Raw genomic sequence first — 13,022 nt, forward strand, 5'->3', positions numbered from 1 at the left:
TCCCTTTTCGCCCCCCCCCCCCCCCCCCCCCACCCCCTTCCCAAGACACACCCCCCCCCCCCCCCCCCACAAGCCCTCCGTGTTTGCCCCCCCCCCCCCCCCCCCCCCCCCCCCCCCACCGGTCACCGGGTCACACCCGCTGCCACAGGGCCGGGGTGCCGGCGGGCGCCCACGCGCCCTGCGCCTGGTGCGTCTGCAGACACCGGTACGTCACTCCGTCGCGCGTCACGGTCGCCCCCGCCTCGTAGACCCGGCCGGCCGACCACGCCTGCGCGCCGCCCTCCTGCTGGTCCGGCGTCGTCCGCGCGGCGGCCGTGGTCAGGGTGAGCCCGAAGTCGCTCAGGATCGGATTGACCGGCTGGTAGAACGTCGTGCCGCCGCCGGTGCAGTCGCCGGAGCCGCCTGAGGTGACCCCCTGCGCCTGCGCGCCCGCGAGGAACGACCCGCCGGAGTCGCCCGGTTCGGCGCACACCGTCGTCCGGGTCAGCCCGTCGACCGTGCCCTCGGCGTAGCTGACACTCGTGTCGTGCTGCTCGACCGTCCCGCAGTGCCAGCCCGTGGTCGAGCCGGAACGGCACACCGACGCCCCCACCAGCGCCTGCACGGTACCGGTGACCTGTACTTCCTGGCCGTCCTGCGCCTTCACATCGGGCGTGGGCGTCCACTGGTCGTTGGTGGCCACCCACCCCATGTCCTTGCCGGGGAACGTGGACGCCTCGACGGTGCCCTGCGCGGTGCGGTCGTAGCCGGTGGTCGTCGCTCCCGCTCTGCCGCAGTGCCCGGCGGTGACGAAGCCCGGCTGCTCGCCCCTGGTGACGGAGAAGCCGACGGAGCAGCGCGCGGACTCGTCGATGTAGTAGGCGTCACCGCCGGTGATGTCCTGCAGCAGCCGCGGCCGTACCGTCGTCATACGGACGCCGACGTCCGCCCCTTCCAGCCCGGCGGCCTTGACGAACGCGGTGCCGGCGGCCTGGTCGGCCGCCTCGAGCATGATCCGGTTCTTCGTCACGTCGACGTACCAGACGGGCGTGTCGGCGGTGTCGGCGCCGGTGGCGGCCGCGTCCAGTCTCCGCTTGCCCGCCTGCAGTTCGGCCAGCGTCCGCTCGACCACCCTGGCCTTGGCGCCCTGCGCCTCGATGGCCGCCACGTCCCCGGTGCCGGTGGTCGCGACCGTCAGCTGCTCGGAGGTGGTGCCGCTCACCCAGGCACCGGCGAACCGCTCGCCCAGGGCGAGACGCAGCCGGCCCGCGCGGGCGCCCGCCTCCGCCTCGTTGACCAGCCGCTGGTTGGCCTGCTGCGCGTCCAGCCCCAGGTCGCGCTGGAGGGCGTTCAGCAGGTGGGGCGACGGCCGGTCCGCGCCGAGGGTCTGGGCCGCGCCGGGCGCCGGCCCCGCCGCGGGTGTGGGGTCGGCCGCCGCGACGGAGGGGAGTCCGGCGAGGACGAGGGCGCCGAGTGCCGTGACGGCCGACCGGCGCACGGTCCGTACATGACTGAGGACCATTCGGTACGTCTCCTTCGTTCGGGGCGGCGAAGCTGCCGAGAGGCCTTAGGCCTTTCCCGGCGCGCCCGACGGAATGTCAGGACACGCCGCGGTTACCGCTTTGGAGACATGAACGGACGCCAAGTGCAGTACGCGTGTGCGACGGTCGGCACCCGGACGGGTCAGACGGGCGTCAGACCCGGTGCGCCCACCTCCGTGACGAAGGAGGCGGCCGTCGAGACCGGCGCGCCCGGCGTCGTCACCGCCGGGACGATCCGGAAGTCCGCGCGGGCGTTCTCCCGGCCCAGTTCGACGCGGACATAGCCGCGCCGGCCGTCGTAGAACCGCAGATGCGGATTGGCCCGCATGTAGGTGTCCCAGTTGGCCGGACGCTCCGCCCCGTTCATACCGCTGGCGACGGACGTACAGGTCAGCTCGGTGCCCAGGGTGCGGGAGCCGGGGTCGTCGAAGTCGTCCTTGATGTCGAAGGCGTACGCGACATGCACGTCGCCGGTGAGGACCAGCCAGTTGTCGACTCCGGCCGCCTTCGCGCCCGCGACCAGCCGGCCGCGACTGGCGCGGTAGCCGTCCCAGGCGTCCATCGACATCCTGGCGCCGGCGCCCAGGTCCATCTTGCGCTGGGAGAAGGTGACCTGCTGGGGCATCACGTTCCACAGCGCCGTGGAGGTCTGCCACCCGTCGAGCAGCCACCGCTCCTGGGCGTCACCGGTGAGGGTGCGCGCGGGGTCGTCCGACTCCGGTCCGGGGACGTGCAGGGTGTCGCCGTAGGCCTGGTCGGAGCGGTACTGGCGGGTGTCGAGGATGTCGAACTGGGCGAGATCGCCCCAGCGCAGCCGGCGGTACAGCCGGGCGTCGGGGCCCTCGGGGAGCTGGTCGGCGCGCAGCGGCTGGTTCTCCCAGTAGGCGCGGTAGGCGGCCGCCCGGCGGATCAGGAACTGCGCCGGATCGCTGCCGTTCTCGTCGATGCCGGCGGCGTAGTTGTTCTCGGTCTCGTGGTCGTCCCAGGTGACGACGAACGGGTGCGCGGCATGCACGGCGCGCAGATCGGGGTCGCTCTTGTAGAGCGCGTACCGCATCCGGTAGTCCGCCAGGGTCGTCGTCTCGCGGTTGAACACGGACGGCAGTACGACGTCGGTGTAGTCGCGGGCTCCGCCCGCGGAGTCGACGGCGTACTCGTACAGGTAGTCGCCGAGGTGGAACACCACGTCGACGTCCTCCCGCGCGAGGTGCCCGTGCACGGTGTAGTAGCCGTGGTGGTACGCCTGGCAGGCGACCGCCGCCAGCCGCAGGCTCGCGGTGCCGCCACCGGCCGGGGGAGCGGTACGGGTACGGCCGGCCGGGCTGATCCAGGTGCCCGCGCGGAAGCGGTAGTAGTAGTGGACGGCCGGTTCCAGGCCCTTGACGTCGACGCGCACGCTGTGCGCGTACTCGGGGTACGCGAGGGCGGTGCCGCGCCGCACGACCAGGGCGAACGACTCGTCGAGGGCGACTTCCCAGGAGACCTCCACCCGCTGCTGTCCCAGGCCCCCGTCCGGTTCGAAGGGGGCCGGGGCGAGCCGGGTCCAGATGAGCACCGAGTCGGGCAGCGGGTCCCCGGAGGCGACGCCGAGCGTGAAGGGGTCCTCGGTGAGGGTGGCCGCCTCGAGACGGGGCGCGGCGAAGGCGCCGCGCGCGGGCAGCTGGGTGGTGAAGGCGAGCGCGGCGGCCGCGGCGGTGACGGTCAGGAAGCGACGGCGGGCCAGATGCCGTGCAGCGGTGCGCAGTTCGGCGTCGTGCGGGGTGGAGGCGAGCGCGGACGATGGTCCGAAGCGGCCCGGCAGCGCCATCTGAGGTCCTCTCCTACGGGGTCAAGCGGACCGAATCGACGCGCGCGGGCGGCGGGAGCCACGGGGCACGGAGCCCGCATGGTAAGCAGACAAAATGCTTGAAGTGGGCGCGCCGTGCGGAGGTGTTCACGCAGGCGGCGTACGGGCTCCCGGCGGCCGGGCAGCACGAAGAGCGCCGCCGGTGCGTACCGGCGGCGCTGGGGCGGAGGGCGCGCTCAGGCGGTCGTCGTCTCCGCGCCGACGCGTTCGCGCACCGGCAGGTGGTAGACGTGGAAGGCACGGCCGATGACCGGCTGGGCGACGTTGCGCACCTTGACCCCGCCGGTGGTCATGCCGTGCTCGGTGCCCGCGTGCGCGTGCCCGTGCACGGCGAGGTCCGCGCCGGCCGTGTCGATCGCCTCGGCCAGCAGATAGCTGCCCAGGAACGGGTAGATCTCCAGCGGCTCCCCGGCCAGGGTCTCCGGCACGGGGGAGTAGTGGGTGAGGGCGATCCGGACGTCGCAGCCGTCCTCGGCCAGCCGCTCCAGCGAGGCCCGCAGGCCGTCGGCGCACCGGCGGGAGACCCGGACGAACTCCTTCATCACCGGTTCGCCGAACTCCCCGGCGCTGGCACCGACGAACCCCCCGCCGAAGCCCTTGGTGCCGGCCACCCCGACCCGCGCGTCCCCCACCCGCACGACCGTCGACTCGCCCTCCAGGACCTCCGCCCCGGCGTCCCGCAGAACGTCCGACACCTCGTCCTGGCGGTCGTCGTGGTAGTCGTGGTTGCCGAGCACGGCCACCACCGGGACCCCCAGGCCGCGGATCTCGTCGGCCACCACACGCGCCTCCTCCAGGGTGCCGTGCCGGGTGAGGTCCCCGGCCAGCAGCAGAAGGTCGGCGCACGCGGGCAGGGTGTCGAACGCCGGACGGAGCACCCCCCGGGTCTCGGGGCTCAGATGGATGTCCCCCACGGCGGCGATCCGGATCATGACAGCTCCTCCGCGCCGTCGGGCGAGGAGGGCGCACTGACCACGATGTCGCAGTGCACCTCGAGCCCGGCGAGTTCCTCCCGCACCGTGCTCAGGACCTCCTCGCGGCAGTGGGCCGAGGGCACGGTGCCGGTGACCAGCACGGTCTGCCCGCGGACCTCGGTGCGCACGCCGAGTTCCCCGAGTTCGCCGGAGGCGAGCCGGTCCTGGAGGTGGGCGACGCGGTACTCCGGGCTCCGCGCGGCGTGTGTGCCGGCCGCCGGACCGGCGTCGTGGGTGCTCATGACGGTTCCTTCCGCGGGCGTTCAGATGACGTTCAGGCGTTCCAGGAGGAAGAAGAAGGCCGCGGGCATCGGCTCGTCCCCGCTGTCCCGCCGCACCCGGTCCCAGTCGACCTTCTCGCGCAGGGCGCGGGCGATGGGCAGGACCGCCCCGAAGTCGCAGTGGTGCTCCGAGAAGGCGGAGACCAGCCCGGACAGCAGGTCGGTGGGGGCCAGGACCGGCATGCGCACCGACTCCACCGGGAGCTCCTGCGCCCGTTCGAGCATCTCCGCGGAGACGGGCCGGTGCGCCAGCTCGAAGATGATGTCCACGTCCTGGCCGAAACAGGTGGCCTTGATCAGCCAGTCCTCGGGCGGGGCGTAGACGGTCAGCCCGGCCTCGCGGAGCGTGCCGGCCACCGCGTCGGCGTCCTGCGGACGGACACAGAAGTCGACGTCGTGCTGGAGGTTCCCGCTGCCTCCGTGGGCGTGCACCGCGACGCTGCCGGCCAGGGCGAAGAGATGCCCGCCCCGTTTGAGCACCGCTCCGACCTGCTTGGCCGCCTCCAGGATGGCCTGGTTGCGGTCACGCGGCAGGTCCGGGGCCTCGTCCTCCACCGGGGGCGGTGCCTCGCTCCGCACGTCGAGCGGGGGCGCCTCTCCCGGGGCGTCCGAGGCGGCCAGACGGAGATCCGGGCCCGCCGGGCGCCGGACGAGCGTGGTGTCCTCGCCGTTCTCCGTCATGACCACTCCCTTCGCCGCCGGACGGTCCGCACGGCCGCTGAGTCCGGCTCCCCCGCCCGGGACAGCCCTGTGTGCCTGCACCTAGTACCCGGCGTGCCCGTCGCGACACGGACGCACCGGGAAAGGGACGCCGGCCGCACACCGGGAAAGGGACGCGCCGGCCGCGGACCGTCACGGGGACCGGCTCGGGCGTACTGGGAAAGCGCTCGGGCCGGTCACGGCCGAATATGGGGCAAAAGGCAGGGAAGCCGATGGGTGCCCCTGAGGGTTCCGCTCGTGGAGGTCGACATGAACCAGGACACGTCTCGTTCACCGGATCTTCCCCAGCCCCTGCGGGTGGTCGCCTCCGGACTGCGCCGGCTGCCCGGCGCGGGGCACGTGGAACGGGCGGCCGGCGGCGCCCTCGACACGATCGGCGCGGTGTCCCCGCGCGGGCGCCGGATGGCCGTCTACGCCGGAGCCGGAGTGCTCGGGGTGGCCGGACTGGTCGAGTGGCCGGTGGCACTGACCGGCGCGGCGGTCGCCTGGCTCACCCGGCCGCGCCCCGCACAGCGACCCGGGGGCGAGCCCGCCGGCACCGACGACCGGCCGGACGCGCCGGACCGGGACCGTCCGCGCGGCGGCCGTGCCGCCGCCCCCGAGCCGCCCGCGGGCCCCGGCGACCGGCTCGCCCCCGCCCGCCGCAACGGCCGGGCGGAGCGCACCGTGCACGAGGAGCCCGCCAAGGTGGGCGACTCCGCCACCGCCGAGGGTCTCAGGCAGGTGGCCGCGGCCACCGCGCACCAGGGACCGCCCGCCGCCCCCGCGCCACCGCGCGACGACCCGCGCACGCGCTGAGCCACGATCACGGGACCCCGGATGCTCACACTCATCGACGCCGCCCCCCTCGCCGGCGCCCTCGCGGGAGCCGCCGCCGGCGCCGCCCGCAACGCCGCGCGGGGCATCACCTCCGCCCATGCCACCACCCGCCGCCTGGCCCACGTCGCCCGCAACGCCGCCGGCGGCGGCCGGCACTGGCGGGCCGGACACCGCGTCCACCTGGCCCTGCGCACCCCGGACGGCGCCGTCGCCCCCCTCGCCCGCAAGGCCGCCGCCGAACTGCTCGACCACCCCGACGTGCTGACCGCGTACTGGGACGAGGGACTGTCCCGGCTCGTCGTGACCGCCGTGACGGACGCGGCCGGCGACCGGATGACCGAGCACGCCGTCGCGCTCGCCGCCCGCCTCGGACTGACCGAGGACGCGGACCCCGAGGAGGAGACCGGGACCGCCCACCCCGGCGACCCCCGCGACGTACGGATCGCCGCCGCCGGCCTCCTGCTGGACGCCGCCGGCGCGGCCGGTGCCCTGGCCGGCCGGTCGCTGCGCCTGCCCCGCAGCCCCAAGGCGGTCACCGCCGCCGTCACCCTGCTGCGCGAGAACCCGCGCTTCCGCGCCCTGCTGCGCCGCCGGTTCGGCCGCAGCGGCATGGAACTCCTCCTCGCCGCCGCCAACGCCGCCGCGCACGGTGCCGGACAGTCACCCGTCTCCCTCGTCCTCGACGGACTGCTGCGCACCGGCCAGCTGGCCGAGGCGACCGCCCGGGCCGCCGCCTTCGAGGCCCTGCACGACGACGTCTGCCTCGAACGGCGCACCAGCCTCCCCTGCCCCGCAGACGTCCGCCCCCCGCTGCGCGTGACACCCACCCAGGCCTACGCGGCCCACGCGGGCACCGGCAGCGTCGCGGGCGCCGCCGCCACCCTCCTGATCACGCACAACGCCGCGGAGGCGGCCGAAGCGGTACTCGCCGGATCCCCCAAGGCGGCACGCTACGGCCCGGCCGCCTTCGACGCGCTCCTCGGCGCCCGCCTCGCCCGGTCCGGCGTACTCGTCCGCAGCGGGAGGCGGCTGTGGCAACTGGAGATCGCCGACTCCCTCGTCCTGCACGCCGACGCCCTGCGCGGCCACACGCCGCCCGCCGGCGACGCCGTGTTCCACGACCCGGTCGACCCCTGCGCCGAGGCCGTCCTCGACGCGGCCCGCCGGGCCGGTCTGCACGTCGTGATCACCGGCGGCCCCGACCTCAAGGACATCACCCGCCTCGCCGACGAGGTCGCCCCCGCCGACCTGCCGTTCGGCGACGTCGTACGCGCCCTGCAGAACGACGGGCACATCGTGGTGAGCGTCGCCCGCGTGGCCGCGCACGGGGACGACGAGGTGGCGGAGGGACTGCCCGCGGGCGACGTGGCGATCGCCCTCACCGACGACGGCTCGGCGGTCCCCTGGGGCGCCGACGCCCTCGCCCCCGGCGGACTGGGCGACGTATGGCGGCTGCTGACGGCGATTCCGGCGGCCCGCCGGGTCGGCCGCCGTTCACAGACCCTGGCCCGGGCCGGCGCCGCCCTGTCCGGGCTCATGGTGGCCCGCGGCGGAACCCCCGGCGGCCGGCTCTGGCAGCGGCTCACCCGGCACGCGCCGGTGAACATCGCCGCGGCGGCCGCCCTGCTCACCGGCTGGACCGAGGCGCTGCGCGTCGCCCGCGCGGCACCGCCCGAGCCCCGCCGGCACGTGCCCTGGCACGCCCTGGAACCGCACGAGGCACGCGACCTGCTGCGCGCCGCCCGCACCGAGCGGCAGCCCGAAGGACTCGCCCTGATCACCGGCCGCGCCCGCCGGCGGGCGGCCCGCCTCGCGGACACGCCCGTCCTCGCGCCCGCCCGCTGGACCTGGCAGGCGGCCGGAGCCGTCCGCCGCGAACTCGACGACCCGCTCACCCCCGTCCTGGCCACCGGGGCCGTCGCCTCGGCGCTGCTCGGCTCGCTCGTGGACGCGCTGCTCGTCGTCGGCGCCATGGACATCAACGCGGTGGCGGGCGGACTGCAGCGGCTGCGCGCCGAACGGTCGCTGGCCCGGCTGGCCGCCCGCCAGCAGCCCAAGGCACGACGGCAGGACGGCCGCCGCCGCACGGTCACCGTCGACGCCGCCCGGCTGCGCCCGGGGGACCGCATCACCCTCGGTGCCGGTGACGTCGTCCCGGCGGACGCGCGCCTGCTGGAGGCGGACGGACTCGAGGTCGACGAGTCCTCGCTCACCGGCGAGTCCCTGCCCGTGACCAAGTCCCCCGAGCCGACCCCCGGCGCACCCGTGCCCCGGCGGACCTGCATGGTCTTCGAGGGCACCACCGTGGTGGCCGGCCGGGCCGAGGCGCTCGTGGTGGACACCGGCGACCGCACCGAGGCGGGCCGCGCCGTCGCCCTGGCCGCCCGCACCCCGCCGCCCGCCGGCGTCCAGGCACGCCTTCAGGAACTGACCCGCAAGGCCCTGCCCGTCACCCTCACCGGCGGGGCGCTGGTGACCGGGCTGTCGCTGCTGCGCGGCAGCCCCGTCCGGCGGGCCGTCAGCGGCGGGGTCGCGGTGGCCGTCGCCGCCGTCCCCGAGGGCCTGCCGCTCGTGGCGACCGTCGCCCAGATGGCCGCCGCCCGCCGGCTGTCCCGGCGCGGCGTCCTGGTCCGCACCCCGCGCACCCTGGAGGCGCTCGGCCGGGTCGACACCGTCTGCTTCGACAAGACCGGCACCCTCACCGAGAACCGGCTCCGCCTGGTCCGCGTGGCCACCGCCGACGGCACCGTCCTCCCCCCGGGCACCGACGACGCCACCCGGGTCGTCCGGCTGGCCGCCCGCGCCTGCCCGCAGGAGGAGACCGCGGAGGGGCGGCGGATCGCGCACGCCACCGACGAGGCGGTCCTCGACGCCGCCCCGCCCGACGACACCTGGACCGCCGAGGGCGAACTGGCCTTCGAGGCCAGCCGCGGCTACGCGGCGGCGGTCGGCCGCGAGGGCGCCGAGGACACCGGCCGGCTCCTCGTCGTCAAGGGAGCCCCGGAAACGGTGCTGCCCGCCTGCCGGGACCTGCCCGACGAGGCGGCCGGCACCGCCCACAGCCTCGCGGGGCAGGGGCTGCGCGTCCTCGCCGTCGCCCGGCGGCCGTGCCGGGAACCCGACCCGGACGCCGAACTCGACGCCGCGCTCGACGGTCTGGAGTTCGTCGGACTGGTCGCCCTCGCGGACGTTCCGCGCGAGACCTCCCAGGAACTCCTCACCGAACTGCGCCGGTCCGGCATCCTGCCCGTCATGCTCACCGGCGACCACCCGGAGACCGCCCGCGCCATCGCCGTACAGCTGGGCTGGCCCGAGGACACCTCCGTGGTGACCGGCGACGAACTCGTCGCCATGGGCCGCGGCGACCGGGTCCGCGCCCTGCACGGCGCCGGGGTCGTCGCCCGGGTCGCACCCGAACAGAAACTCCATGTCGTGGAGGCCCTGCAACAGGCCGGCCGGGTGGTGGCGATGGCAGGCGACGGCGCCAACGACGCCGCCGCCATCCGCGCCGCCGACGTGGGCGTCGCCATCGAGTCCCGCGGCTCCGCCGCCGCCCGCAACGCCGCCGACATCGTGCTCACCACCGGCGACCTGTCGGTCCTGGTCGACGCCGTCGGCGAGGGCCGCGCGCTGTGGCGCAGCGTCGCCGACGCGGTGAGCATCCTCATCGGCGGCAACGCCGGCGAGGTGGGCTTCAGCGTGCTGGGCACCCTGCTCGCCGGGTCCTCGCCCCTGTCGACCCGGCAGCTGCTCCTGGTCAACCTGCTCACCGACATGTTCCCCGCCATGGCGGTGGCGGTGACGCCGAGCGACGACCCCTCGACGGCGGCACACGCCGAGACCGGCCCCATGGGCCTGGACGTGCTCGGCGCGCCCCTGCTGCGCTCCATCCGGCGCCGGGGCGTGACCACCTGCCTCGGCGCGGTCACGGCGTACCTGTTCGGCCGCTTCACCCCCGGCACCGAACGGCGCTCCACCACGATGGCCCTGTGCGGAGTGGTCGGCGCGCAACTGGTGCAGACCCTCTCCGGACGCCGCCACAGCCCCCTGGTGTGGGTGACGGCCCTCGGATCGGCGGCCGTGCTCGCCGCCCTGGTCCAGACACCCGGCGTCAGCCACTTCTTCGGCTGCACCCCGCTCGGCCCGGTCGCCTGGCTGGGCATCGCCCTGGCCATCGCCCTGTCGGCCCTGGCCCCCCGCCTGGAGCGCCTCGAAGCGGTACGCCACCTCTACGACCTCGCCTCCCGCCTCCTCCTCCGCCTCACCGACTCCGCCCGCCGAACCGGCCACCTCCTGAACAGCGGCATCGCCCGCCCGGTCGCCTGAAAGCGGGGGTGCACAAAGAGGGGCGCGGGGCTGTGCTGCCATGCGGCTCCGCCGCGCGGCAGCAAGGGGGGTCCGGGGGCGCAGCCCCCAGGGACGATGGGGGCACCTCCCGCTCGAGCGAAGCCGAGAGTGGGGGGAGGGAAGGGGCGGCGGGGGCGAAAAAAGGGGGTGGCTCAACCGGGGGAGCGCCCCACCGGTCGAGGCCCCACCCAGGCACACCCCCGCCGCCCGAGCGAATCCCCCACCCCGCCCCCACACTGGAAGTGCAGGGCGGCCCGGGCCCCCACACCCGGGCCCCGCCGAACCAGGCGGGCGCGCGCAGCACGCCCCACGCCGAAGCCCGCCGCACGCGAGAAGGTGAGGACCGGCATGAAGGGCTACGTCTTCCACGGCCCCGGACAGTCCGCCTGGGAGGAGGTCCCCGACCCGGAGATCAAGGAACCCGGCGACGCGATCGTCCGCGTGGACGCCGTCACCGTCTGCGGAACCGACCTGCACATCCTCAAGGGCGATGTGCCCGAGGTACGCCCCGGAACGGTCCTCGGCCACGAAGCCGTCGGGGAGATCGTGGAGACCGGCACCGACGTCCGCTCCGTACGCCCCGGGGACCGGGTCCTCGTCTCCTGCATCTCCGCCTGCGGACGCTGCGGCTACTGCCGCGAGGGCGTGTACGGCCAGTGCCGGGGCGGCGGGGGCTGGATCCTCGGCCACCTCGTCGACGGCACCCAGGCCGAGTACGTCCGGGTCCCGTACGCCGACCTCTCGGTGTACCCCCTGCCCGGTGCCGTCGCGAACGAGGACGCCGTGCTGCTGGCCGACATCTTCCCCACCGCCTACGAGGTGGGCGTGCTCAAGGGGCGGGTCCGCCCCGGCGACACGGTCGCCGTCGTCGGCGCCGGCCCGGTCGGACTCGCCGCGATCGCCACCGCCCGGCTGTTCGCGCCCGAGCGCATCGTCGCCGTGGACCTCGCCGCCTCCCGGCTCCAGGCGGCGAAGGAGTTCGGCGCCGACGCCGTGGCCGACGCGAGCGAGGGCCCCGAGCAGCTGATCCAGGACCTCACCGGCGAACTCGGCGCGGACGTGGTCATCGAGGCGGTGGGAGTGCCGGAGACCTTCGAGCTGTGCGCGCGCATGGTCCGCCCCGGCGGGCATCTCGCCAACGTCGGCGTGCACGGCGCGCCCGCCACCCTGCACCTCGAGGACCTGTGGATCAGGAACGTCACCATCACCACCGGACTCGTCGACACCCACTCCACCCCCGCCCTGCTGCGGATGGCCGCCGCGGGCCGGCTGCCCACCCGCCGGATGGTCACCCACACCTTCCCCCTGGACCACATGCAGGAGGCCTACGACGTCTTCGGCAACGCCGCCGAGACGGGGGCGCTCAAGGTCGTACTGGGCGTGCCGCAGCACGAGGTGGTCCCCGTGCACCCGACGGTCTGACCGCCTGACGGTCCGAGGGCCTGACGGACGGGCCGTTCGGCCGTGCCGGACCGGGCGTCGAGGGTCCACCCTGGAGAAGTGGCGCCGTCGGCATCCGCGCGAGGAGGTGACTCCCATGGCGAGGACGCATGGTGAGAGGCCGCGCAGGGTGCGGCTGTGGCGGTGGCGGCGGAACCCGCTGCGCCGCCGCAGCGATCTGGTCGAGGCCTGGCTGCTGCTCGCCACCCTCGTACTCGCGCTGCTCATCGGGGGGTTCGCCGGAGTGGCGGCGGCCGGTGTGGTGGACGGGGCGATCGAGGAGCGGCGGGAGAGCACCCGCCCCGTCCCGGCGGTACTCGTGGAGGACGCCGCGCACGCGGCGGCGTCCGTGTCGGAGGACGGGGACGACGGCGTCTGGGCCAAGGTGCGCTGGACCGCTTCCGACGGCACCAGCCGCACGGGCCGGGCGGAGGTCGAGGAGGGAGCGAGGGCGGGCGCCGCGGTCACCGTGTGGAACGACCCCGCGGGCCGGCTCGCCCCGGCGCCGCCCGAGGGCACGGAGGCGGGGTTCCAGATCGTCATGGCCGGAATGACGGTCGCCGTCGCGACCGGGGGACTGGCCCTGCTCGGCGGATGGCTCCTGCGGTCCCGGCTGCAGTGGCGGCGTCTGGCCGACTGGGAGGCCGAGTGGCAGCGGGTCGAGCCGTCGTGGCGGAAGCGGATGACGGGGTGAGCGCGCGGAGCCGACGCTCCGGTGCGGCGTGTCCGGCCGGGACGACGGCGTTCTCCAGGTCGGCCGGACCGCGCCGTTGTGGCCGGGCGGGCACGCGGTGGGGTGTCCGCGTCGGCGGCCGGGACCCCGCTGCCGATGTCGATGTTCTCGGCGGAGAAGGGGATCTCCACCACCCCTCGCAGAGCGCCACCGCGGCGCCGGACGGGGCCGGGTGGACCGTGGGCTCGGCGATCCGGCGGTGGTGCGAACAGGCGCCGGGGCTGTGCCCGCGCGGCGGCACACGGTCGCCTGGCGGTGCGCGGGTCGCCGCCGCCCGCCCACCGGCGGGGAACCGGGGCAGCCGGGCAGGGGAGGCCGACCGGGCGGGAAGACCACCCACGC

9 protein-coding genes are annotated in these 13,022 nt (G+C 75.7%); 4 read left to right on the forward strand and 5 right to left on the reverse strand.

Features of this window, described 5'->3' with window-relative positions:
* Positions 1-130: 130 nt before the first annotated feature.
* From ACZ434_RS19530 to ACZ434_RS19550, 5 genes are all read right to left on the reverse strand, one after another.
* The gene (locus tag ACZ434_RS19530; RefSeq protein WP_468457409.1) at positions 131-1,501 is read right to left on the reverse strand and encodes a carbohydrate-binding protein; all 1,371 of its coding nucleotides are present in this window, start codon (positions 1,499-1,501) and stop codon (positions 131-133) included.
* 161 nt (positions 1,502-1,662) lie between these two features.
* Positions 1,663-3,327, reverse strand: coding sequence for an alkaline phosphatase D family protein (locus ACZ434_RS19535; protein WP_468457411.1), 1,665 nt, complete (start codon positions 3,325-3,327; stop codon positions 1,663-1,665).
* 215 nt (positions 3,328-3,542) lie between these two features.
* Positions 3,543-4,298, reverse strand: coding sequence for a metallophosphoesterase family protein (locus ACZ434_RS19540; protein ID WP_468457413.1), 756 nt, complete (start codon positions 4,296-4,298; stop codon positions 3,543-3,545).
* Positions 4,295-4,582 (reverse strand): hypothetical protein, encoded by a 288-nt coding sequence (locus ACZ434_RS19545; protein WP_468457415.1) that lies wholly within the window; start codon positions 4,580-4,582, stop codon positions 4,295-4,297. The genes ACZ434_RS19540 and ACZ434_RS19545 overlap by 4 nt, the downstream gene beginning before the upstream one ends.
* Positions 4,583-4,603: 21 nt before the next feature.
* Positions 4,604-5,302, reverse strand: a complete 699-nt coding sequence (locus tag ACZ434_RS19550; protein WP_468457417.1) for a nucleotidyltransferase family protein — start codon at positions 5,300-5,302, stop codon at positions 4,604-4,606.
* 288 nt (positions 5,303-5,590) lie between these two features.
* On the opposite strand from ACZ434_RS19550, the gene ACZ434_RS19555 reads away from it, so the two are divergent.
* The 4 genes from ACZ434_RS19555 (at position 5,591) to ACZ434_RS19570 (ending at position 12,641) form a co-directional block, all read left to right on the forward strand.
* Entirely contained in the window at positions 5,591-6,139 is a 549-nt protein-coding gene (locus ACZ434_RS19555; protein WP_468457419.1) for a hypothetical protein, read from the forward strand.
* A 21-nt stretch (positions 6,140-6,160) separates the two neighbouring features.
* Complete coding sequence (locus tag ACZ434_RS19560) at positions 6,161-10,486, forward strand: HAD-IC family P-type ATPase (protein ID WP_468457421.1); 4,326 nt, start codon at positions 6,161-6,163, stop codon at positions 10,484-10,486.
* 369 nt (positions 10,487-10,855) lie between these two features.
* Positions 10,856-11,929, forward strand: a complete 1,074-nt coding sequence (locus ACZ434_RS19565; protein ID WP_468457423.1) for a zinc-dependent alcohol dehydrogenase family protein — start codon at positions 10,856-10,858, stop codon at positions 11,927-11,929.
* A 115-nt stretch (positions 11,930-12,044) separates the two neighbouring features.
* Entirely contained in the window at positions 12,045-12,641 is a 597-nt protein-coding gene (locus tag ACZ434_RS19570) for an Rv1733c family protein (RefSeq protein ID WP_468457425.1), read from the forward strand.
* Positions 12,642-13,022: the final 381 nt, after the last annotated feature.

Source organism: Streptomyces sp. NPDC030893 (assembly GCF_055571535.1).